26 protein-coding genes and 2 tRNA genes are annotated in these 23,685 nt (G+C 34.5%); 2 read left to right on the top strand and 26 right to left on the bottom strand.

Going from position 1 to position 23,685, the window contains the following annotated elements; genetic code table 11:
• Nucleotides 1-3 precede the first annotated feature (3 nt).
• On the top strand, nt 4-1,620 hold the full coding sequence (gene groL / locus DTUR_RS04885; protein ID WP_012583321.1) for a chaperonin GroEL: 1,617 nt from the start codon (nt 4-6) through the stop codon (nt 1,618-1,620).
• A gap of 65 nt (nt 1,621-1,685) precedes the next feature.
• Here groL and DTUR_RS04880 read toward each other — a convergent pair.
• The 6 genes from DTUR_RS04880 to DTUR_RS04855 form a co-directional block, all read right to left on the bottom strand.
• Nucleotides 1,686-1,761: transfer RNA gene (locus DTUR_RS04880), tRNA-Glu, on the bottom strand.
• A 9-nt stretch (nt 1,762-1,770) separates the two neighbouring features.
• Nucleotides 1,771-1,845, bottom strand: a tRNA-Gln gene (locus DTUR_RS04875).
• Nucleotides 1,846-1,925: 80 nt separating this feature from the next.
• Complete coding sequence (locus DTUR_RS04870) at nt 1,926-2,633, bottom strand: arginase family protein (protein WP_012583320.1); 708 nt, start codon at nt 2,631-2,633, stop codon at nt 1,926-1,928.
• A gap of 36 nt (nt 2,634-2,669) precedes the next feature.
• Nucleotides 2,670-2,882, bottom strand: a complete 213-nt coding sequence (locus tag DTUR_RS09645) for a DUF1284 domain-containing protein (RefSeq protein ID WP_164931008.1) — start codon at nt 2,880-2,882, stop codon at nt 2,670-2,672.
• On the bottom strand, nt 2,872-3,771 hold the full coding sequence (gene prmA / locus DTUR_RS04860; protein ID WP_012583319.1) for a 50S ribosomal protein L11 methyltransferase: 900 nt from the start codon (nt 3,769-3,771) through the stop codon (nt 2,872-2,874). Before prmA ends, DTUR_RS09645 begins: the two co-directional genes overlap by 11 nt.
• Nucleotide 3,772: 1 nt before the next feature.
• On the bottom strand, nt 3,773-4,552 hold the full coding sequence (locus tag DTUR_RS04855; protein WP_012583318.1) for a S4 domain-containing protein: 780 nt from the start codon (nt 4,550-4,552) through the stop codon (nt 3,773-3,775).
• A 109-nt stretch (nt 4,553-4,661) separates the two neighbouring features.
• Between DTUR_RS04855 and DTUR_RS04850 the strand changes: the two genes are divergently transcribed.
• Complete coding sequence (locus tag DTUR_RS04850) at nt 4,662-5,597, top strand: D-alanine--D-alanine ligase family protein (RefSeq protein WP_012583317.1); 936 nt, start codon at nt 4,662-4,664, stop codon at nt 5,595-5,597.
• 5 nt (nt 5,598-5,602) lie between these two features.
• Here the strand turns inward: DTUR_RS04850 and lgt are convergent, their stop codons facing one another.
• The 20 genes from lgt to DTUR_RS04750 form a co-directional block, all read right to left on the bottom strand.
• Nucleotides 5,603-6,433 carry a prolipoprotein diacylglyceryl transferase gene (gene lgt, locus DTUR_RS04845; RefSeq protein WP_012583316.1) on the bottom strand — a complete coding sequence of 277 codons (831 nt, stop codon included), beginning with the start codon at nt 6,431-6,433 and terminating at the stop codon, nt 5,603-5,605.
• A 20-nt stretch (nt 6,434-6,453) separates the two neighbouring features.
• Nucleotides 6,454-6,846: a signal peptidase II gene (locus tag DTUR_RS04840; protein ID WP_012583315.1), complete on the bottom strand. Its 393-nt coding sequence runs from the start codon at nt 6,844-6,846 to the stop codon at nt 6,454-6,456.
• Entirely contained in the window at nt 6,843-7,292 is a 450-nt protein-coding gene (locus DTUR_RS04835) for an N-acetyltransferase (RefSeq protein ID WP_012583314.1), read from the bottom strand. The genes DTUR_RS04840 and DTUR_RS04835 overlap by 4 nt, the downstream gene beginning before the upstream one ends.
• The gene (ftsY, locus tag DTUR_RS04830) at nt 7,289-8,188 is read right to left on the bottom strand and encodes a signal recognition particle-docking protein FtsY (RefSeq protein WP_012583313.1); all 900 of its coding nucleotides are present in this window, start codon (nt 8,186-8,188) and stop codon (nt 7,289-7,291) included. The genes DTUR_RS04835 and ftsY overlap by 4 nt, the downstream gene beginning before the upstream one ends.
• Entirely contained in the window at nt 8,185-11,433 is a 3,249-nt protein-coding gene (locus DTUR_RS04825) for an ATP-binding protein (protein WP_012583312.1), read from the bottom strand. Before DTUR_RS04825 ends, ftsY begins: the two co-directional genes overlap by 4 nt.
• Nucleotides 11,420-12,136 (bottom strand): ribonuclease III, encoded by a 717-nt coding sequence (gene rnc, locus DTUR_RS04820; protein WP_012583311.1) that lies wholly within the window; start codon nt 12,134-12,136, stop codon nt 11,420-11,422. Before rnc ends, DTUR_RS04825 begins: the two co-directional genes overlap by 14 nt.
• Nucleotides 12,133-13,374, bottom strand: coding sequence for a beta-ketoacyl-ACP synthase II (gene fabF, locus DTUR_RS04815; protein ID WP_012583310.1), 1,242 nt, complete (start codon nt 13,372-13,374; stop codon nt 12,133-12,135). The genes rnc and fabF overlap by 4 nt, the downstream gene beginning before the upstream one ends.
• A 63-nt stretch (nt 13,375-13,437) precedes the next feature.
• Complete coding sequence (gene acpP / locus DTUR_RS04810; RefSeq protein ID WP_012583309.1) at nt 13,438-13,677, bottom strand: acyl carrier protein; 240 nt, start codon at nt 13,675-13,677, stop codon at nt 13,438-13,440.
• Nucleotides 13,678-13,719: 42 nt separating this feature from the next.
• Nucleotides 13,720-14,460, bottom strand: a complete 741-nt coding sequence (gene fabG / locus DTUR_RS04805; protein WP_012583308.1) for a 3-oxoacyl-[acyl-carrier-protein] reductase — start codon at nt 14,458-14,460, stop codon at nt 13,720-13,722.
• Nucleotide 14,461: 1 nt separating this feature from the next.
• Nucleotides 14,462-15,379 carry an ACP S-malonyltransferase gene (gene fabD / locus DTUR_RS04800; protein WP_012583307.1) on the bottom strand — a complete coding sequence of 306 codons (918 nt, stop codon included), beginning with the start codon at nt 15,377-15,379 and terminating at the stop codon, nt 14,462-14,464.
• Nucleotides 15,380-15,399: 20 nt separating this feature from the next.
• Entirely contained in the window at nt 15,400-16,386 is a 987-nt protein-coding gene (locus DTUR_RS04795) for a beta-ketoacyl-ACP synthase III (RefSeq protein WP_012583306.1), read from the bottom strand.
• A 20-nt stretch (nt 16,387-16,406) separates the two neighbouring features.
• Nucleotides 16,407-16,598 (bottom strand): 50S ribosomal protein L32, encoded by a 192-nt coding sequence (rpmF, locus tag DTUR_RS04790; protein WP_012583305.1) that lies wholly within the window; start codon nt 16,596-16,598, stop codon nt 16,407-16,409.
• Nucleotides 16,598-17,137 (bottom strand): YceD family protein, encoded by a 540-nt coding sequence (locus DTUR_RS04785; protein WP_012583304.1) that lies wholly within the window; start codon nt 17,135-17,137, stop codon nt 16,598-16,600. Before DTUR_RS04785 ends, rpmF begins: the two co-directional genes overlap by 1 nt.
• Entirely contained in the window at nt 17,137-18,354 is a 1,218-nt protein-coding gene (locus tag DTUR_RS04780) for an acetate/propionate family kinase (RefSeq protein ID WP_012583303.1), read from the bottom strand. Before DTUR_RS04780 ends, DTUR_RS04785 begins: the two co-directional genes overlap by 1 nt.
• A 91-nt stretch (nt 18,355-18,445) precedes the next feature.
• Nucleotides 18,446-19,090: a CBS and ACT domain-containing protein gene (locus DTUR_RS04775; RefSeq protein WP_012583302.1), complete on the bottom strand. Its 645-nt coding sequence runs from the start codon at nt 19,088-19,090 to the stop codon at nt 18,446-18,448.
• Nucleotides 19,091-19,096: 6 nt separating this feature from the next.
• Nucleotides 19,097-19,801: an ABC transporter ATP-binding protein gene (locus DTUR_RS04770; RefSeq protein WP_012583301.1), complete on the bottom strand. Its 705-nt coding sequence runs from the start codon at nt 19,799-19,801 to the stop codon at nt 19,097-19,099.
• Nucleotides 19,788-20,567: an ABC transporter ATP-binding protein gene (locus DTUR_RS04765; RefSeq protein ID WP_012583300.1), complete on the bottom strand. Its 780-nt coding sequence runs from the start codon at nt 20,565-20,567 to the stop codon at nt 19,788-19,790. The genes DTUR_RS04770 and DTUR_RS04765 overlap by 14 nt, the downstream gene beginning before the upstream one ends.
• The gene (locus DTUR_RS04760; protein WP_012583299.1) at nt 20,564-21,547 is read right to left on the bottom strand and encodes a branched-chain amino acid ABC transporter permease; all 984 of its coding nucleotides are present in this window, start codon (nt 21,545-21,547) and stop codon (nt 20,564-20,566) included. The genes DTUR_RS04765 and DTUR_RS04760 overlap by 4 nt, the downstream gene beginning before the upstream one ends.
• Nucleotides 21,547-22,428: a branched-chain amino acid ABC transporter permease gene (locus DTUR_RS04755; protein WP_012583298.1), complete on the bottom strand. Its 882-nt coding sequence runs from the start codon at nt 22,426-22,428 to the stop codon at nt 21,547-21,549. Before DTUR_RS04755 ends, DTUR_RS04760 begins: the two co-directional genes overlap by 1 nt.
• A 77-nt stretch (nt 22,429-22,505) precedes the next feature.
• Nucleotides 22,506-23,636: an ABC transporter substrate-binding protein gene (locus DTUR_RS04750; protein WP_012583297.1), complete on the bottom strand. Its 1,131-nt coding sequence runs from the start codon at nt 23,634-23,636 to the stop codon at nt 22,506-22,508.
• Nucleotides 23,637-23,685: the final 49 nt, after the last annotated feature.

Below are 23,685 nucleotides of genomic sequence, written 5' to 3'. Positions count from 1 at the left end.
AGTATGGCAGCCAAATTAGTAAGCCTTGATATGCAAGCAAGAACCGCACTAATCAAAGGTCTCGACACTGTTGCTGATACTGTAAAGATTACCTTAGGGCCAAAGGGAAGAAATGTAGTTCTTGAGAAGAAATTCGGTGCTCCAGTTATAACTAACGACGGTGTAACCATTGCAAAAGAAATTGATCTTGAAGACCCCTTCGAAAATATGGGTGCTCAATTAGTAAAAGAGGTTGCCTCCAAAACTAACGATGTAGCAGGAGATGGAACTACTACTGCTACAGTTCTTGCTCAAGCATTAGTACATGAAGGAATGAAACATGTAGTTGCTGGTGCAAACCCAATGTATGTAAAAAGAGGAATAGAAAAAGCTGTTGAAAAAGTAGTGGAAGAACTAAAGAAGATCGCAAAACCAGTAGAGACCAAGCAAGATATTGCTCATGTAGCAGCAATTTCTGCAAATAACGATGAAGAAATTGGAAATCTTATTGCCGAAGCAATGGATAAAGTAGGAAAAGATGGAGTTATAACTGTAGAAGAATCTCAAGGAATAACAACTACGTTGGAGCTTGTTGAGGGAATGCAATTTGATAGAGGATATCTCTCGGCATACATGATTACAGATCCAGAAAGAATGGAAGCAGTATTAGAAGAACCATACATCCTTATCACTGATAAGAAGATCAGTGCAGTAAGTGAAATACTACCAATTCTTGAGAGAGTTGTACAAACTGGTAAACCATTGGTAATAATAGCAGAAGATGTTGAAGGAGAAGCTCTTGCCACATTAGTAGTCAATAAACTACGTGGAGTATTACAATCCCTTGCTGTAAAAGCTCCTGGCTTTGGTGATCGTAGAAAGGCCATGCTTCAGGATATAGCCATATTAACTGGTGGCCAATTTATTTCTGAAGAGACTGGAATCAAACTTGAGAATGTAACCTTAGACATGCTCGGAAGAGCAGAAAAAGTAAGAGCTAATAAAGATAAGACCACCATTATTGGAGGAAAAGGGAACAAGAAAGACATCGAAGCTAGAATCGCTCAAATTAAGAAGCAATTAGAAGAGACCGATTCTGAATTTGACAGAGAGAAATTACAAGAAAGACTTGCAAAACTTGCTGGTGGAGTTGCTGTAATAAAAGTTGGAGCAGCTACCGAAGTAGAGCTTAAAGAGAAGAAGCATAGGATCGAAGATGCCTTATCTGCGACCAAGGCTGCTGTAGAAGAAGGTATCGTACCTGGAGGTGGCGTAGCCCTTATAAGAACAATAAAAGCTCTTGATGACATTAAAGTAGACAACGAGGATGAGAGAATAGGAGTAGAAATTGTAAGAAGATCCTTAGATGTACCATTAAAGTTAATAGCAAACAATGCTGGTAAAGAAGGATCCATTATCGCAGAAAAGGTTAAAGAAATGGATGGCCCAATGGGATATGATGCTGCAAGAGACAGATTTGTAAACATGTTTGATGCTGGAATTGTAGATCCATGTAAAGTAACAAGATCTGCATTACAAAATGCTGCAAGTATAGCTGCATTAGTACTCACCACTGAAGGGCTTGTAGCTGAAAAACCAGAAAAAGAAAAACAAACACCTCCTCCACCACCCGAGTACTAAAATATCTAAAGAACTAGAAAACAAAAAGCCCCAAGGTAAAAACCTTGGGGCTTTTATTTTTTATTTGGTGGCCCTACGGGGATTCGAACCCCGGTTTTTGGGTTGAGAACCCAACGTCCTAGTCCACTAGACGATAGGGCCACTTATTTTTGGCTGGGGAGGATGGATTCGAACCATCCCTACCTGATCCAGAGTCAGGCGTCCTACCAGCTAGACGACTCCCCAACCTTTTAATCAAATTAGCTAAGTTTATATTATTAGATAAAATTGTATTTGTCAAGGTTAAGAGAAGCTGTAAAAAAACCTTAAGCAGAAATTTTAAGAGAGATATTTTTAGCAAAAATACTATAAATCATCAAGTTTAATTGTTCACTCTTTTTATACTCAGCTAAATTAAAATCAGGTTCTCCGCAAACATCCACACCAATAACATTAAAATGAGAAAGAAAATTTAATAAATTCAAAAACTCATCAAGATTCATGTTGCCTTGCTCCCAGTTAGTACTTAAATATTTCTTGTCCAAAATATCTTTATCTATACTTATATAAATAGGCAACCTTCTTAATACGTCTTCCAAAATGCTAAACTTATTCACTATTATTAGTTTATTAGGTACCTTCATGGTATTATTATCGGAAGTAATTAAAAAAATTTTTTCAACTAAAGGAAGTTTTAGAACATCTCTTAACCAGGAGCCACAGCTAATATATCCATCAAAAGTGTTTTTAAAATCTAGATGATGATCTATTACAATAAAGTTAAACTTAACCTTAATATTCCTCACAAATAGATAGGTAAGATAATGAAAATCGCTTTTTCCTAAAAATTTAATTCCCTTTTCAGAACCAACAAACTTTCCAATTTCTTCTAACTTATCATATGAGCAAAGATACTTTACTTGAGTAAAAGCTCTTAAATCTATGATCTTTCCAAATTTTATAAGATTTCTCTGATTAAAATAGGTATCATCAAAACATAAAAAATAGGCAGGAAAATTTTCTTTATTATACATAATTTCCTGCCCTCCTACTTGAACAAGTTCTTCTCTTTACATATAAAGAACCAAGAACAATCGCCACATAAGACCACCTTCCATATAAGGACATTTCCTACATATATCATCACAACTGTTTAGCACGAAGAAAACTTTTCCCTTCTCCAGAGCTTCCTTTATTTTATACATATTCTCTATAAAATCTCTTGAATATCCCTTTCCTTCAAAATGTAAAAGACAAAGTAAATGATGTCCCCTAATCTTCATTTTGAGCCACAACCGTGTACCAATCTTCTTTTTCTTTTACTTCTAACAATTTAAAACCACTTTCTCTTAAAGAGTTTAAAATCATGTCTAACTTTTCTTGTACAATTCCCGAAACAATATATATTCCATCTGTCTTCAAAACCCTTTTTACATTAGCATTTAGTTTTAAAATAATCTCGGCAATTAAATTTGCTACAACTATATCGTATTTTTCATTTATTCCATCTATTAGATCATTTTTCTGAAACTCCACTTCTACATGATTCCCTTCTGCATTTTTCTTTGCAACCTCTATAGCCTTTTCATCAATATCAACCCCTTTAACCTTATCTCCTCCAAGCTTTTTAGCAACAATAGAGAGAATTCCTGATCCAGTTCCTACATCTAAAACATCCATTCCCTCTTTTAGATATTTTTGAAGCATCTCAATACACATAATAGTAGTGGGATGATTTCCTGTTCCAAAAGCCATTCCAGGATCTATTCTAATGAGGATTCTATCTTCAACGTTTCCTATTTCCTCCCAAGAGGGTAGAACTACAATTCTATCTAAATATATTGGCTTTGCATATTTCTTCCACTTATTAGTCCAGTCTTCTTCTCTAATAATCCTATACTCTATCTCCACCTTTGCTTCTCCAAATATCTCCTTAATTTTTGTTCTTATTTTATCAATTATTCTATCTATATCTACATTCCGATCAAAATAAGCTTTTATAAGAATATAATTTCTCTCTGAAAAACTTTTATCTATATAATCCCAAAGAATAGATTCATCAAAAAAGTTATCTTCTATAGCTATACCTATGGAATCTACATCCTCCAAAATAGCCACTATAGACTCTTCTAATTCTTTTGCTGTTTTAAACATCAACTCAAAGTATTCCACTTTATCTTCTTAAACTCCTCTCAATTTCCATATAGAATTTACCTTTTGGAGTTACATTAATTTTATTTATCTTAAAATTTCCGAGTTCTTGGACTATTACCACATCTCCCTCTTCAAGCTCATAGTGAGTATCAGCTACTTTTTTTCCATTTACCGTAACAACGCCTGCCTTTATATAAGTTTGCATCTTACTTCTTGAAATTCCAAGAGCAGCACCACCAATAGAGTCTAACCTTTTAGAGCTTTCAGTAGTGCGTATGATTCTAGTAGCTTTTGAATAGGTTTTTAGTTGATCTAAGGTCAATAATTCAAAATTTATATTATTCTCCCCCAAAATCTTTTGAACCTCGAACAAAGTCTCGCTTGCCAGAACCATTTTTATTCCATCAGAATACCATATGTCACCTACCTTATCCAATAGAACATTTTTCTCAAAAATCTCTTTTAAAAAGGAGATGGATATCTTTTCTTCAGGATTTATACTTATACCTACTAAATATTTATTGTAATCAATGTATTCAATCAGTTCTATTTTATCTGAAATAAATCCTCTTTTTCTCTCTGCTCCATCTACACCACCATAAAGAGATGTGTATAATTCATTAGTAAAGTAACCACTTATTCTTTGGAAATAATATTGTTCTGTCAAACTTAAAAACCCAGTGACATATAATCCACCCTTCTGTGCTACTTTTTGAAATACATCATATAACTCTCTTACTTTCTCTTTAATCTTTTTATCCTTTATTTCTAAAAAAAGTTCATCAATCTTTTGTCCCATAGAGTCCTCCTTTTTTTGGTTTTATTATACAAGATTCTCTTTATAAAACCCAAAATTGCGTGTAAAATCTTTAAATAAAACAAAGAAAAAGAAAGGAGACTCTTACAGTATGAGAGTTGGGGTTCTTATTGGCGTAAAGTCAAGTGAAAAAGAAATTGCTTTAAAAACAGCTCGCAATATTATAAATGCCCTAAAGTTAAAGGGATATGATTATATTGAAATCCCTATCGATGAAAATGTGGTTGAAAATATTAAAAAATCAAAAATTGATGTGGCTATTATATCTGCTCATGGTAAATATGGAGAAGATGGAACTATTCAAGGATTACTTGAACTTTTAGGTATTCCTTACGTGGGATCCGGCGTCCTTGCAAGTGCTCTTGCTCTTGATAAAATGATGGCAAAAAAGATATTCACCTTCCATCAAATCCCAACTCCTAAATGGAAAGAGCTATCTAAGAAAGAAATTGAAACAAGAGATTTAAATGAAATTTTAAAAGACTTATCCTACCTTAAAAAACCGTGGATTATAAAACCTGCAACCCAGGGATCCACTATTGGTCTTTCATTAGTTAACCAAGAGGAAGAATTATTAAAAGGTATAGAACTTGCTTTTCAATACGATGAAAATATTATTGTGGAAGAATACATAAAAGGAATAGAAATTACTGCAGGAATTTATGATGTAAACAAGCCCATATGTTTACCCCTCATAGAGATCATACCTAAAACAGGATTTTACGATTATAAAACCAAATATACCCCAGGACTTTCAGATCATATAATTCCCGCAAGGCTACCTAAGGAAGTCTATGAAAAAGCCCAAGGGCTTGGCATATTAGCTCACCAAGCCCTCGGATGTAGACACCTCTCAAGAGTAGATATGATCGTAGAAGAAAACACAAACAATATCTACGTCTTAGAAGTAAACACCATTCCTGGAATGACAGAAACAAGCCTATACCCAGAAGCTGCAAAAGCTTTTGGTATAGAATTTCCTGACCTTATAGATAATTTCATAAAAGCAACCCTTAAAGTCATATAAATGAATTATCTTTTTTTACTGACCTTAGGCTTTGTAGTCATAATCTTCCAGAATAAGCATTGCTCTGGAATAATAGGACGCCCTGCTCTTCTTCTCCTATAAGCGTAGATACCAAAAGCAATTAAAAGTAAAGAAACAGTCTGAGAACCTGTTAAATAAAGGAAATTACGGGGATTATCTCTAAAGATTTCTACAAGGAAAAAAGCAAAAGAATAGTAAATAAAGAAATTAGTTGCTACTTCTCCGTCAAAGGTCTTTCTACTTTTAACTCTCAAAAGATATATAAACACAATAAGAAAAGCTATTGTATAGTAAAGTTCTGTTGCATGTCTATATCCATAAACATTTGGAAACTTTACTCCCCAAAGGAGAGGAGTCTCATACCCATAACAACAACCATTAAGAAAACATCCAATTCTACCTATAGCACTTCCTATAGCAACAGCAGGGGCTAATATGTCTAAAAACTTCCAATAATCAATCTTATACCTTTTCAAATAAAGCAAAACTACAACTAATGCTACAAGGAACCCTCCAAAAAATATTAATCCGCCATCCCATAGATGCAAGATAGTGATAGGATTAGTTTTATAAGCATTCCAGTACTTAATTACATAGACCGCTCTTGCTCCTATTATGGAGGAGATTATGCTCCATACCGCCACATTGAGCACATGATCTGGATCAATATTCTCCCTTTTAGCCCATCTCATAGCAAGGAGTATACCGATGAGAAAACCAAGAGCCACAAATGTTCCCCATGAGTAAATAACAATTGGTCCTATTTTGTACTTCAAAAACTGGAATTGTGGAATTGTAAGTAATTTTGGATACATCTCTTCTCTCTACCTCCTTCTCACTTTATTAGTTTAAAAAATACTAATACCCCTCCTAAGCTAATAAAAAGGTCTGCCAAATTAAAAACAAAAAAGTTCCTCAGATGAATAAAGTCTATCACATATCCATAAAAAACTCTATCATATAAATTCCCAAGAAGTCCACCTAAAATAAAAGCAAGTCCTATAAATCCAAATTTTCTATACAAAAGAACAAGGACAATTAGAGCTAAAAAATTAAAGATTAAAATGATTTTTCGTGCAATATCAATTCCAAAAGCAACACCATAGTTATGAGTAAGGTAAAAATTCAAGAAAAAATCAATATTTAATCTGCTAAAGTAGCCTCTTTCTGCGAGCTCTTTAGTGATCCTGTCTAAGAGAAAAATCAAAAGAACTAACAAGTATTTCATAAGTAGTAAAGAAGAGCTATTTCCCCACAGTCAGGGAATTTTGGGCATTTAACACAGTCACTCCATACCTTAAAAGGTAATGTTCTTTTGTCTACTTCAACAAAACCAAGTTTTTTAAAATACTCTGGAATATAGGTTAAAGCAAGTACTCTTTTTAGGCCTAAAAATTTAGCTTCTCTCAAACATGTATCTACAAGCTTCTTCCCATATCCCCTACCTCTATACTCATCTTTTACAATGACCGACCTTACTTCACCCAAATCTTCCCATATAATATGCAGAGCGGATGTTCCAACTACCTTTCCATCAATAACAAGAATGTAAAAATCCCTAATATTTTCATAAAGATCACTTAAGGATCTGGGAAGAAGCAGACCTTTTTCTGCGAATTCGTTGATTATTTTATGAATCTCGGGTATGTCTTCTATCTTTGCTTTTCTTATCATATCTTTACCTCCGGTATAAAGGACTCAACAAATTCATTGGGATCAAAAGGCTTCAAATCATCCAACTCCTCACCAATGGTAACCAGCTTTACAGGTATATTAAATCTTTTTATCACGTTAAATATCACTCCTCCTTTAGCAGTTCCATCTAACTTAGTGAGTACAGCTCCTGTTAAATTTACTGCATTATGAAAAATCTCTACCTGTCTTACCACATTTTGTCCTAAGGTAGCATCTATCACTACAAGATTCTCTGAGGGGGGATATCCTAAGGTTTTTTCCACTATTTTCTCTATCTTTTTAAGTTCCTCAACCAGATTACTTTTGGTATGCATTCTACCAGCAGTATCCACAAGAAGAACATCTTTATTTCTTGCCTTTGCAGCTTCAATAGCATTAAAAACCACTGCTCCAGGATCAGCACCCTCTTTTTGAGCTACAACATCTACTCCTACTCTCTCACCCCATCTTTTTATTTGATCAATAGCAGCAGCTCTAAAGGTGTCAGCAGCAGCTATAATAGGAAAATAGCCCAAGTTCTTAAGATAATATGCAAATTTACCCACAGTACTTGTCTTTCCTGTACCATTTACTCCTATGAAAATCACTACATTCAACCTATTATCATAAAGCCTTAGCTTATAGTCTAACCCATCCAATATACTTTTGAAGAAATCAAATAGAAAATCTCTAAGCTCTTGCATATCTGATATCTTTCTTTTCTTTATTTCGCCTATTATCTCATTAGTAAGTTCTATCCCTAAATCGCTCTGAATAAGTTCCATTTCAAGTTCATCTAAAAGTTCCGTATCAACTCTTGAAAATTTAAAAATATTTTGCAGTCTTTCTGCAAATCCTTTTATTTTTGGCAATCTATCCCAGAAACTCAATTTCATACCTCCTCTTTTACCTTCCAAGATAAAACTTGAGATGCTCCCTTTTCATTCAAAGTTACTCCATATATTATATCTGCATGCTGCATCAAGACAGGATTATGACTAATAAGAATGAACTGATTTCTATCACTAAGCTCCTTTATCTTCTTTCCCAAAATTTGAGCATTCTGATTATCTAAAGCCGCATCTATCTCGTCCCAAAAACAAAAGTTTACAGGAGCAAGTTCTACAGCCGATAAAAGGAGTACAATCCCTACTATACTCTTTTCACCACCTGAAAGCATCAACAAACTTTTCCAATTCTTTTTCTGAGAAGAAATTTTTAACTTTACTTCTGAATCAAGGACCTCCTTCTCATTTTCAATTAACAAATCAAACTCCGCATTTGGAAAGAATAATTTCCAATTGTTTTTAGCCCTATCTCTGAATGAACTAAAAGCGTTTAAAAATCTTCTTTCTGCTTCTTCCCTTGTATCTTTTATAATCTTTTTTAATGAATTAATAGAACCTTCAATATCTTCTATCTGGAAAAGAAGAGATTTATATTTTGACTCCTCTTCTTTCAACTTAGTCTCAGCAAGGAAATTTATTGGACCCAAAGATTCCATCTCTTGAATTATTTCTGATTCCAATTTCTTTAATTCCTCTTCAGAAAGATTTATCTTCACATCTAATCCATCTTTATAGTTTTTATCATACTCCATTTCTAATTCTTTGATCCTTTCTTGTAAATCTTTTTTTCTCTCCTCAAGAATCACAAGTTCTTCTCTCAATTTTTGCCATTCTCTCTCAAGCCTTTTTATCTCGTTCTTAATTCTTTCCCCTTCTTCAAGAAATTTTTTATTTTCAATTACAAAATTTTCTTTCTCACTATTTATTTTCTCATATTCATCTTTGCACTCATCCAAAGCCTTCTCCAACAAAATTAGTTCATCTCTAACTCTCTTCTCTTCTTCTTCTAAATCTTCTAATCTTTCTTTTAAGCCATTAAGATTTTCCTTAACTAATGTTAAATCTTTTTCAACCTCAATTTTTCTAATTCTCTTTTCGTCATAACTTTTCCTGAGATTTTCAACTTCCAACTTTTCTTTCTCAATTTCCTTGAGTAGGGAATCAAATTCTCTTAAGACAATCCTTCCCTCTTTAAGATAATCCTCGTATAAATTAATTTTCTTTTCAAGTTCCACAAGAGCCTTCTCTTTTTCATTTATTTTATTTTCTATTCTTAACATTAAACTTTCTAACTTTTGCTTTAGCTTCCTATTTTTCTCAATGCTAATTCCTAATTCTTCTATATCCCTCTTTAAAAAGTTATTTGCCTCAGTATAATCTCTTATTTTCTCCTCAGCATCAAGGATCGCTCTCTCCGTATTAAGAGCCACTTCAACTCCAAACCTAACTCCTCCACTTATAGTCCCTGAAGGATGAAATACCTCCCCTTGAACAGTAACAATCCTCCAGCCTTCCCAAAGAAGATTCTTATAATTTGAGGCTGTCTGAAAATCTGTAAAGATTAATACATTCCCTAATACATTTTTGATTAATCTATCATATTTGGGATCATATTCAATCACATCTATGGCTCTTAAAACATTAGAAATTTCTTGAGGGATTTCTCTTATTCTTTCATCTCTACATAAGGTAAGAGGTCTAAAAGTGGCCCAGCCAAGTTTTCTCTCTTTTAAATAGCCTATCAATTCTCTTGCAGTATTTTCATCGTCAACAACAATGTCGTATATAGTATTCCCCAAAAAGTTATATAGAGCCACCATGTATTCCTTAGGTATATTTATGAGATTTTTTAAGATATCATGAATTTTGTTCTTTTTATATACTAACAGTTCTCTAACTCCACGGGGAAGATTCTCAAGAGTGGCTTCTTTTAACTCGGCAAGAATATTGTTGAGCTTTAGTATCTCTATTCTATTCTTTTCATAAGTATCTTCTTTCTTTTTCAAAATCTTACTTTCCTCTAAAAGTTTACTTTCTATCTCTTCCCTATACCTTTCTAAAGTCTCAAGTTTCTTCCTATATTTAACAATAAAGTTTTCCAATTTCTCCTTTACGAACTTTAATTCTTCAATATCTGGCTGATCTTTCAAAACCTCAAAGGATTTTACTTTATCCTCTATCTTTCCTTTTTTTACAATAAGATCTTGAAGATAATCTTCCTTCTTCTTAAGCTCTATCTCAATTTTTGAAAACTCATCATGATTAAAATCCTGAAAAAGATTTCCAATCTCTTCTTCTCTCTTTTTTAATTCCAAGATTTTATCTTTTAAAAGAATTTTTTCCTTCTCAATATTCTTTAGATTCTCAACAAGAATTTTTTTCTTTTCAACATAGATGTTCTCCCTTAGGCTAAGGTCGTATATTCTTTGATCTATGCTCTTTAAAACTTCTTCCAAGCTTGATACCTTTTCCACTAATTTTTCATACCCTTTATTAAGATTTTCTCTTTTAGCTAAATTTTCAGAGATTAATTCGTTCAGTTCCAAAAGTCTTTTTTCAACTTTTTCTTTTTCTATTAAGTACTTCTCAATATTTTCCTTTATCTTTCTCAAATTAATAAAAGCTAAAGTTTTTCTCACATCTTCCAACTTATTTTTCAATTCATTATATCTTTCAGCAATTCTTACCTCCGCCCTTAACTCCTCAATTACCCCTAAAAGCTCTTTTCGTTTTTCCTCCAGCTCTTGCCATTTGCTTTCGATTACTTCTAATTTAAGCAACAACTCTTTCACCTTTTCATGATATCCAGAAATACCTGCAATATTTTCTATCAATTCTCTTATTCTTCCATTTTCCTTTAAAATTAACTCGTCGATCTCTCCCTGACCTAAAAAAACAAAACTATACTTACCAAGCCCAAAATTATTAAGGAAAAACTGTACATCTTTTAACCTAACCTCTTTACCATTTAGATAATACTCGCTATCCTCATCCCTATACAGCTTCCTACTAATAAAATAATCTTCGTTGAAAATATTTAGACAGAGTTCTACTTTTGCATAGTTAGCCTTAGAATAAAACCTATTTCCTCCAAATATAATCTCGTCAGTTTTTTCTGCCCTTAGCGCCTTTATTCTTTGCTCACCAAGCACCCACCGAATAGCATCCAGTATATTACTCTTACCACTCCCATTAGGACCTGTAATAACAGTGAATTTCTGAGAAAAAGGAATTTTATTATTTCCAATAAAAGATTTAAAATTAGTAAGTTCTAAACTCTTAAGATAGATCATTTTTTATCTTCTCCAAAGCTTTTTGGGCTGCCTTAATTTCTGCTTCTCTTTTATTTTTTCCTTCTCCTTCTGATATCTTCTCATCATCAATCCATAATTCCACATAAAAGGTCTTGTCATGTTCAGGTCCTACTTCTCGAGACACGATATATTGAGGCTTTTTACCCTCTTTTTGAAGATAAGTCTGTAAAAGATTTTTCCAGTCAACCTCCATCTCTATACTTTCTATCTCTTCTTTAAAAATTTCCTCCACAAAATTTTTGGTATACTCATATCCTTTATCCAAATAGAGAGCTCCAATAAAAGCCTCAAAAAGATCACTTAGAATCGAAATTTTATCTCTTCCACCTTGTTTTTCTTCTCCTACCCCTAACAAAATCAATTCTCCAAGATCAAGGCTTTTTGCCTTTTTATATAGAGTCTCTTCTTTCACAAGATAAATTCTCTTTTGAGTTAAAAATCCCTCTGATGCCTCTCTATATCTTTGAAATAGAATTTCGGTAATTATCATATTTAAAACTGCGTCTCCAAGAAACTCAAGCCTTTGATTATCCTGTTTGAAATTAGGATTTTCATGCTTAAAAGAAGGGTGAGTCAAGGCCTCTATTAATAAGTCTTTGTCATTAAAAGAAACCCTAGTTTTCTCCTTTACTCTTTCTACTATATCTTCTACTTTTACATTTCTTATATTCCTGTCTCTCATCCTTCATACTTCTTAAATATAAGCGTAGCGTTTTGTCCTCCAAAACCAAAGGAGTTTTTTAAAGCATATTTTATATCCCATTTACGTGCTACATTAGGTACATAATCTAAATCACATTCTGGATCTTTCTCCTCATAATTTATAGTAGGATGAATTATACCCTCATATATGGACAACACTGTAGCTATAGACTCTACAGAAGCTGCTGCTCCAAGGAGATGTCCAACCATAGATTTGGTTGAGCTTACAGGGATTTTATATGCATACTCTCCAAAAACCTTCTTTATAGCAAGAGTCTCAATTTTATCATTTAATTTTGTAGAAGTCCCATGAGCATTTATATAATTAATATCTTCTGGATTTATACCTGCATCTTTAATCGCTCTTTTCATAGACAAAACTGCACCATTCCCCTCGGGATCTGGAGCAGTAATATGATATGCATCATCCGACGCACCAAAACCAACTATTTCTGCATAAATTCTTGCACCTCTATTTATAGCATGATTAAGTTCCTCAAGAATAAGAATTCCTGCTCCCTCTCCCATGACAAAGCCATCTCTCTTTGCATCAAAAGGTCTGCTTGCCTTTTCTGGCTCATCGTTTCGAGTAGATAAAGCTTGAAGAGCACAAAAACCAGCAATTCCCATTGGAGTTATGGAAGCTTCGCTTCCTCCAACAATAGCAAAATCCGCTTCTCCTGTAGAGACTAATCTATAGCCAATACCAATAGCATGAGCAGAAGAGGCGCAAGCAGAAACAGGAGAATAATTAGGCCCCTTAAATCCAAAGAAGATAGAAATATTTCCAGAGGCTATATTTATGATAACCATAGGTATTAGAAAAGGACTAATCCTATTTGGTCCCTTTTCAAATAAGGATCTAAATTGATTCTCTAAGGTCTCAAAACCACCTATTCCAGATGTAACAATAACAGCAGTATTTTCCTTCTCCTCTTCTGTAGGATTCCATCCTGAGTCTTCAAGAGCAAGCCTTGTAGCAGCAATAGCAAATTGGGAAAATCTATCAAGTCTTCTTGCTTCTCTTTTATCTATGAACTCCTCAGGGTTAAAATCTTTTACTTCACCTGCAATTTTTGTAGGAAAATCATCAGTTGGGAATTTTGAGATAAAAGAAATTCCTGATTCCCCTTTCTTAATATTCTCCCAAAAAACATCTTTTCCAATTCCAACAGGAGAAATAACACCTAAACCTGTAATCGCAACTCTTCTCCTCATTAAACGAAATACCCCCTTTAAAAATAAGGGTACTGGATTTTTACCAGTACCCTTTTACGAATATTATAGCCTCTTTTCTATATACCTTACTACATCACCCACAGTCTTAAAATTTTCAGCTTCTTCATCTTGCACATCAATACCAAACTCTTCTTCTAATGCCATTATTAGCTCTACTGCATCCAAAGAGTCGGCTCCTAAATCTTCTTGAATATTTGAGTCCATAGTAACAAGATTCTCATCTACTCTAAGTTGATCCACAATTATTTTTTTGACTTTTTCAAAAATGGTGCTCTCATCCATTTATCCCTTCACCTCCTTCCTATGTTAACTTTATAGAAAATACTAAATAGAAAGTCCTCCGTCAATACTTAAAACTACTCCAGTTATATACCCTGCCTCATCGGATGCAAGAAACTTTACAGCACTTGCCACATCTTTAGGATCTCCAAATCTTCCCATAGGTATTTCTTCCAGGGCTTTTTTCTTCATCTCCTCAGACAAAACCTCAGTCATATCTGTCAAAATAAATCCTGGTGCAACCGCATTTACTGTTATCCCTCTTGAAGCAACCTCCTTTGCCACAGCCTTTGTAAAGCCTATTATACCTGCCTTAGCAGCAGCATAATTTGCTTGACCTATATTCCCTCTCAAACCTATTACTGATGAAATATTTATTATTCTACCGTATCTTTGTTTCAACATGATCTTCACTGCCGACCTTGTACAGTAAAAAACACCTTTCAAATTTGTATTTATCACCTGGTCCCACTCTTCACTCTTCATTCTTATTAGTAAATTGTCTCTTGTTATTCCTGCATTGTTAACTAATATATCTAACCTTCCCCATTTTTCAAGTACAAAATTGAACATCTTATCAACTTCTTCTTCTATACTAACGTCAGCTTTAAATACCTCTCCCTCACCCCCTATCTTCTTTACTTCCTCTAAAGTCTCCATAGCTGCTTTTTCATTACCCTTATAGTTTATTAAAACTTTTGCCCCCTCTTTTGCAAAAGAGAGCACAATAGCCCTTCCTATTCCTCTACTACCTCCTGTAACTAAAGCTACTCTATCTTTCAACATATTATAACTCCCCCCTTATTTTCTCAAGATCCTCTACCTTTTCTACGCCTAAAACTTTTACATTGAAATCTATCTTTTTTATCAATCCCTGAAGAACTTTTCCAGGACCAACCTCTATAAAAATCCTCTCTCCCAAGTCAGTAAGCTTATTAATGGCATCTATCCATCTTACTGAAGATGTAAATTGTTTAACAAGTATTTCTTTTGCTTCTTCTTTACTCTTAACCACGTCACCAGTAGTGCTACTTACAATATAAGTTTTAGGATCACTAAATTCTATGTTTTCTAAATAACTTTTAAAAATTTCTTCAGCCTCTCTCATTAATGGTGAATGAAAAGGACCACTCACAGAAAGAGGCACAACCTTTTTTACCTTATTCTTCATCTTCGAATACCATATCTCAAAGGCTTCTTTTTTCCCAGACAATACCAACTGTGATGGTGCATTATAATTCGCAGCCCATAAAGGTATCTCTTCTTTTTGCAATTCCATAAGACTCTCTTCTATCTCACTTAAATCTCCTATTACCGCCCACATTCCCCCATCTACTCTCTCAGCCACACTGTTCATAACCTCAGCTCTCTTTTTTATAAGCTTTAATCCAGTTTCAAAATTAAAAACCTTACCTGCATAAAATGCAGAATACTCTCCTAAACTATGGCCAACTAAATATTTAGGAATTACACCATTTTCCATAAGATAATCAGATAAAATTACACTAACAATAAAAATCCCTGGCTGAGATATTCTTGTATCTCTCAAAACATCCTCAGGACCCTCTTGTACTTTTTTAATAAAATCTTCTCCTACTACCTCTTTAACTCTTTCAAAGTAATCTTTAAATTCTTCCTTATCTAAAAATTCTGAGAACATACCTACATATTGAGAACCTTGTCCTGGAAAAACAAATACACTCATAACCTCACCCTCAATAAAATTTAAATTTCCTTCCACCTCATTACGGCTGAACCCCAGGATAATCCAGCTCCAAAACCTACCAACGCTACAATATCCCCATCTTTTAATTTTTTCTCCTTTATTAGCTCCTCCAAAGCAAGAGGAATAGAAGCGGTAGAAGTATTTCCATATTTTTGTAGATTAATAGCCACCTTATCAAGGGGTATACCTAATCTTTCTGCACCAGCCTCAATTATTCTTATATTTGCTTGATGAGGAACAAGCCAATTAAGATCTTTTGAACTCAAACCTGCTTTTGATAGCGCTTCCTCAGTAACCTCACCTATTACTCTTACAGAAAATTTAAATACTTCTCTTCCATTCATTTTTATATAATGAAGCTTATTCTTAAGTACCTCTTCAGAACAAGGATATTTAGCACAACCCCCAGGAATAGCTAAAAGATCTGCTCCAGACCCATCTAAATGAAGACTCCAAGAAAGTAAACCATAATTATCTCCGACCTCTCTTAAAATTACTGCTCCCGCACCATCTCCAAAAAGAACACATGTGTTTCTATCTTCCCAATCAATAAAACGTGAAAGGACTTCTGTACCTATCACTAATACAGTTTTTACATCTCCCGTTCTTATGAATTGAGCACCAGTTATTACCGAAGATACAAACCCTGTGCATGCACTCAAGAGATCAAACCCACCAGCATTTTTTGCTCCTATTTTGTTCTGAATTATAGCAGCCATAGAAGGAAAAACCATTTCAAGTGAGGCAGAAGTTACAATAATCAAATCTATTTCCTCTGGTGATATCTTTGCCATTTCTATAGCTTTTAACGCTGCTTCTGCTCCTAAATCTGAAGGAGTTGTCTTATTATCTGCAATTCGCCTTTCTTTTATTCCCGTCCTTGTTGTGATCCATTCATCAGATGTATCTACCATTTTTTCAAGGTCAAAATTAGTTAAAACACGAGAGGGAACTGCCGTCCCAATTCCTATTATCCCTACACCCATTTTCAAATCTCCTTAAAAAATTATTCTTCCTTTTCTGACTTTACAGCTATAACTTCCCTTCCCTCATAATACCCGCAAAAGGGGCATACCCTATGAGGTCTAATTTTCTTATGACAGTGAGGACACTCTACAAGAGCCACGCCACTAAGTTTATACCTTACCCATCTTCTATCTCTTCTTGTAGTTGAAAGTTTTTTCTTTGGAAGTCCCATTACCTATTTCCCTCCTTTTTATCCATAAACTTCATTAATGGCTCCCACCTAGGGTCAACTTGTATCTTCTTTGAGCACTCGCATTCACCTAAATTTAAATCTTGACCACAACCAGGACACAAACCTTTACAATCGGGACGGCAGAGAGGCTTAACTGGAATATTCAATCTTATAATATCTTCCACCAAGGGATCTAAAAATAAACTTTCTTTTTCAAGAACAAACTTAAAATCCTCATCTTTAAGTTCTATAATTTCTCCAGGGCTAATATTTCTTTGTATAGGAATATCCCATAAATATATCTCCTGAATCTTTGCCTCAAGCTCATAAGGAAATTCTCTTAAACACCTACTACATACAAGTTTAATTTTTGTTTTTAAAGACCCTTTTATTAAAACCTCTTTTCCCAAATTCACTAATTTTAGCTTTACATGTACAGGTTCTATAAAAGAAATATCTTCACAATGGGGAATAAAATCCTCCTCAAAATGAAAAACCTTTCCTACTTCTGAGTGTAAATCAGCAAGATAAATTTCCACTATATCACCTTCTTAATTATTTTTTCACCTACTACTCTTACTGTTTCCCTTGCAATCATTAATTCCTCATTGGTAGGTATAACCCAAACTTCCACCTTAGAATCAGGAGCACTAATTCTTAACTCCTCTCCTTTAACTTTATTCTTCTCAGGATCAAGCTTTATACCAAGATGCTCTAAACCACTACATATTAAACTTCTCTCCAAAGGTCCCCTTTCTCCAACGCCTGCTGTAAACACTAGCACGTCAAGTCCACCAAGAATTGCATAATAGGCACCAATATACTTCTTTACCCTATAAGCAAAAACTTTTAAGGCCAATTCAGCCCTCTTATTGCCTTTTTCAGCCGCCTCACCCACATCCCTAAAATCACTACTTACTCCGGATATTCCTAAAATACCACTTTTCTTATTTAAAATTTCATCCATCTGTTTTGGAGTTAAATTTTCTTTTTCCATTAACAAAATAGGGATAGCAGGATCAATGTCTCCACATCTCGTTCCCATTACAAGTCCTTCTAACGGGGTATATCCCATGCTGGTATCAATAGATTTACCATTTTTAATAGCAGTTATACTTGCTCCATTTCCCAAGTGACAAGAGATAATTTTTAGCTCTTCCACAGGTCTTCCTATTAGTTCTGCTACTCTTCTTGATACATAGTAATGCGAAGTACCATGAAAACCATATCTTCTTATCTTATATTTTTCATACCACTCATAAGGTAAAGCATAAATATATGCTTCTTCAGGCATGGTTTGGTGAAAAGATGTATCAAATACAAGAACCTGTGGGACCCCTGGCATCAATTCTGAACATGCATCAACTCCTTGAAGATTATAAGGATTATGCAAAGGTGCCAAATCAAGTATCCCTTTAAAGATACTATATACTTCATCATTCACAAGAACAGACTCTACAAATTTATCCCCTCCATGTACTACTCTATGCCCTACCGCATCAATCTCATTTAAAGATTGTAAAACCCCATTGTTCTTGTCTACTAATAATTTGAAAATTTCTTCAATAGCTTTTTTATGAGTAGGTAAAGGAATTTCGAAAACTTTTTTCGCCTCTGAACCCCTTTGATAAACTATCCTTGAGCCTTCAAGCCCTATCCTTTCTGCAAGCCCCTTCGCTAACACACTCTCATTCTTCATGTCAAAAACCTGATATTTAACTGATGAACTTCCACAGTTCAAAACAAGTACCTTCATAGCTACCTCCTTTTCTACCTTGAAATTCTCCACGTAATTATACTATGGTGATATTTTTTTAACAACATTTGGAAGAGTTTTTAATAATTTATTAAATTTTACGTATATGCACTACCGGTATATTGTTTTTTCTAAATATCTCGTTTACAAAAGTAAGATCCTCGGTCTCTAATCTAAGAACTAAATAACCATAATCTTCCGTGTCTTCCGCTGGAAAAGTAGCCATACTCATTATGTTTATATTCTCCTTAGCTATAAGGCTTACAATATGAGCTATCTCGCCAGGAGTATTTTTTATTCTTAAAGTATATCTTAACCCCTTCTTCCCATTACCAAGCATCTCAATGAACGCTCTAAAAATATCACTTTCAGTTATTATACCTACCACCTCATCATTTTCAATAACCGGCAAAGCACTTATCTTGTTATTTCTCATAATTAAAGCTGCTTCCTCGATAGGAGCATCAGCATCAACAGTAATAGGATTAGGGGTCATGGCATCTTTTACTTTCAACTTCTCTAATAAATAATTTATTTCAAAAATACTTAAAGAAGTAGCCTGAGAGGGAGAGACTGATCTTAAATCCCTCTCGGTAACAATTCCCACAAGCTTCCCCTTCTCCATCACAAGCAGTCTTCTCACTTGAGAATCCTGCATAATCTTCCATGCTTCCAAAATAGATGTCTCTGGAGAAACACTTATAGGATTTTTTGTCATTCTCATTCTAACAAGCATTTTAAATCAACCTCCTAAATAGGCCTTCTTAACAGCCTCATTATTGGCAACTTCCTGAGTAGTCCCAGAAAGCACTATTTTTCCGGTCTCCATTACATAAACCCTATGGGCTATGGAAAAGGCCATATTAGCGTTTTGTTCAACCAAAAGCAAAGTTCTTTTTTCTTCATTTATCTTCTTTAAAACAGAAAAGATTTCCTGAACAAGGAGAGGAGCAAGTCCCATGGAAGGTTCATCAAGAAGAAGAAGTCTTGCATTGGACATTAACGCCCTCCCTATTGCAAGCATTTGTTGTTCTCCACCACTTAGTGTTCCGGCAAGCTGTTTTTCCCTTTCCTTAAGTCTTGGGAATAAAGAATAAACAAAATCAAGATTATTTTTGATTATATTCTTGTCCTTTATTAGAAACGCTCCCATCTCCAAATTTTCCCTAACAGTCATATTAGGAAAAACTCTTCTTCCCTCAGGAACATGAGCTATTCCAAGAGAAGCTACTCTATGAGTAGGAACCTTAGTTAGATTTATTTCATAAAAGAAAATATCTCCTTTAACAATAGGCGTAAGGCGGAATATGGACCTTAAAGTAGTGGTCTTTCCCGCTCCATTTGCTCCTACAAGAGCTACCACTTCTCCTTCGTTTACATCAATATTTATACCTTGAAGAGCCTTTATTCCACCATAATAAACATGAAGATCTCTAATGGATAACACCTTTTACCTCCTTACCTAAATAAGCTTCAATCACTCGAGGATCATTTCTTACTTTTTCTGGATTTCCCTCTGCTATTTTCATTCCAAAATCAAGTACAATAATCCTTTTACAGATATTCATGACTACTTCCATATGGTGCTCTATTAATAAGACTGTTAAATCAAATTTGTCTCTAATAGTTGCTATCAAATCCACAAGCTCTAAAGATTCGTTTAGGTTCATTCCTGCTGCAGGCTCGTCTAAGAGAAGAAGAGTAGGATTTGTAGCCAATGCTCTTGCAATCTCAAGTTTTCTTTGCTCACCATAGGGTAAATTTTCTGCAGTATCATTCTTTCTCCTATACAATCCAAAAAACTCCAGGATTTCTTCTGCCCTTTCTTTTTGAAGACTTTCTTCTACGCTATATCTTTTGTTTTGTAAAATAGCATCCAGCATATGAGCATTGTATACTTTATGCATAGCTATCATGACATTTTCCATAACCGAAAGTTTCTTAAACAATCTCGGATTTTGGAAGGTTCTTGCTATACCTAACCTAGTAATTTGATAAGGTTTAAGTCCCACTATATTTTTTCCATTAAATATTATCTCCCCTTTTAAAGGAAGATAAAAGCCAGTGATTAAATTAAAAACCGTAGTTTTCCCTGCCCCATTAGGACCTATTATTCCTAAGATCTCATTCTTATGGAGTTCAAAAGATAAGTCTGAAACTGCCATTAATCCTCCAAAAGCACAAGAAAGATTTTTTACTTCAAGGATTTTCATCTTACATTCCCTATCCTTTTATTTAATTTTCTCACAATACTACCCAATGATATTTCCTTATTCCCCATTAGACCTGTGGGTCTAATAAGCATTAAAACAATCAAAGTCAAAGAATAAATAATTAACCTTAAGCTTGAAAATCCTCTTAAAGCTTCAGGAAGTACTGTTAAAACAAAAGCTCCTATAATAGAGCCTGTTAAACTTCCAAGTCCCCCAAGAACTATCATAAGCAAAATTTCAACTGATCTCATAAAGGTGAAACTTGCAGGATGAAGAAGCATTAAATAATGTCCAAAAAGACCCCCTGCTACACCAGCAAAAAATGCTCCAATGGAAAAGGCAAGAACCTTATAATAAGTTGTATTTACTCCCATAGCCTCGGATGCGGTTTCATCTTCCCTAATAGATATTATGGCACGACCATGAGATGAATTTATCATCCTGTATAAAACAATAAAACAAATAAAAGCCCAGAACATCACCCAAACGCTATTAGTGAGCTGAGGAATGCCAGGAAAACCTCTAGCACCTCCCACTACATCCATATTGTAAATTATTACCCTTATTATTTCTCCAAATCCTAAGGTTGCAATGGCAAGATAATCTCCTTTTAACCTCAAAGTAGGAATACCAATTATAATTCCTAATAATGCTGAGAAAAGTCCTCCTGCAATAAGAAAAATAAAAAAGGCTATATTTTTACTAATACTTTCAGGCATAAAACTTAAAAGTTTTATAATCTTGTCTCCATGATAAATGGTCAAAGCAGCTGATAAATATCCACCTGCAGCCATAAAACCTGCATGTCCTATAGAAAATTGCCCCGTAAAACCATTAATAAGGTTCAAACTCATAGCAAGGATAGAGTTAATTCCCCAAAAAATGAGAATTTGATAAAAATAAGGATTAAGCCCTTGGCTAAGCCTTGCAAGGACTAATAAAATTATAAGAGCAATTAAAGTAAGAATATTCCTTTTCATTATACCTTTTCCCTCATATATTTTCCTAATATTCCCGTAGGCTTAATTAAAAGAATGATTATCAGTATTACAAAGGCAACTGCATCCCTTATAGTGGAGGATATAAAACCCGATACCAAAACTTCAGCAATTCCCATTATAAATCCTCCCAACATAGCTCCTGGAATAATTCCAATACCACCTAAAACAGCAGCTACAAAAGCTTTTAAACCAGGCATAACTCCCATATAAGGCTCAATCTTATTAAAGTACATCCCTACTAGAACACCACCTGCTGCAGCAAGAGCAGAGCCCAAAGCAAAAGTGAAACTTATAACATTATCTATATTTACACCAAGCATCTGTGCCATTTCTTTATCTTGAGAAACTGCCCTCATGGCTCTACCAATTTTTGTCTTATTCACAATAAATTGTAAAAACAGCATGAGTAAGATCGAAACAGAAAGAATAATTATTTGCTTGTTAGTAATTATAAGTTCACCTATAAAATAAATTTCGGTAGGAATTTTTTGAGGAAAAGCTCGAGGAGTTGCTCCAACCAAAAGAACCATTATATTTTCAAGAAAAAAAGATACTCCTATTGCAGTTATCAAAAGAGAAATTCTTGGAGCATTTCTTAAAGGCTTGTAAGCTAATTTCTCAACTAAGATACCAATAACTGCAGTAAGCAACATGGCCACTATTAAGCCGAACGCAAAAGGCATATTCCAGCTTCCAAGAGCAAAAAATCCAATAAAAGCTCCAAGCATGTATATATCCCCATGGGCAAAATTTATCAGCCTTAGTATCCCATATACCATAGTGTAACCCAAAGCTATTAGGGCATATATACTACCCAAAGATATTCCATTTATAATCTGCTGTAATATATTTTCAAGCATATTTTCCTATTTAGCCTTTCTAATCAAGATTAAATTATACATAAAAGGGGGGATGTTTTCTATCCCCCCATACCTTATTAAGGTTTTACAGTGGTATAGTATACTACCTTTCCACCCTTAATTTGAAGTATAAATGCGCTCTTTATAGCATTTCTGTTAGCATCAAAGGTCATACTTCCAGTTACCCCTCTAAAGGTCTTCATAGAAGCCAAAGCTTCTTTTATCTTTACAGGATCAGTTGTTCCTGCTTTCTTAATACCCTCTAATAAGAACTTCATAGCATCATATTTAAGAGCTGCAAGAGCATCAGGAGCCATTCCATATTTCTTTGTATAGTTCTTCACAAAAGTTTGAACCAAAAGATCTTTTGCGTCTGGAGTGAAGTGGTTTGTATAGAAACACCCTTCGGCTGCTTTTGCTGCTTGTTTCAAAAGTTCTGGAGAATCCCAACCATCACCACCACCAAAAGGTACTGTAATACCAAGCTCTCTTGCCTGGTTTAAAATAGGAGCTACATCAGAATAGTATCCTGGAACAAAGACAAAATCAGGCTTTGAAGCTTTAATTTTAGTAAGCTGTGCCCTAAAATCAGTGTCTCCTTCAGAATAGGATTCGTCTGCTACAATTTTTCCTCCAAGAGCAACATATTTTTTCTTGAAAGAATCGGCAAGACCTTTACTATAATCGCTGGTTACAGCAGTAAGTACTGCAGCTGTTTTGGCTTTTAAGTTTTTATATGCAAAATTAGCCATTACTTCACCTTGGAAATCATCTAAGAAGCATACCCTGAAAATAAAGTCTCCCACTTGGGTAACCTTCGGATTTGTAGCGGTACCTGTAACAAGCACCACTTTTGCACTTTGAGCTATGGGTCCAATGGTAAGAGCTTCGGAACTTGTAACACCACCAACAATAGCCACAACTTTGTCTCTCTCTATTAACTTCTTAGCTGCGTTTGCAGCCTCTTCAAGCTTATATTGATCATCTTCAATAATAAGCTCTATTTTGCTTCCTAATACTCCACCTCTTGCATTAGCTTCTTCTACAGCCATCTTAGCCCCATTAGCACAGGAAATTCCAAAGGTTGCAATTGGTCCTGTGATAGGAAAGATTCCCCCAATTTTAATTGTTCCTGCAGCTTGCAAAGGAAGAACAAAAAGGGCAAGAACTAAAAGTGCAATAACGAAAATTTTAACAAAACGCTTCATCTCTTCACCTCCCTAAAATTATATGTATTAATAAAAAACAGGGATGCTC

Source organism: Dictyoglomus turgidum DSM 6724 (assembly GCF_000021645.1).
GTDB lineage: Bacteria > Dictyoglomota > Dictyoglomia > Dictyoglomales > Dictyoglomaceae > Dictyoglomus > Dictyoglomus turgidum.
The sequence above is the reverse complement of the archived record's forward strand: the minus strand, read 5'-3'. Positions and strand labels throughout refer to the sequence as shown.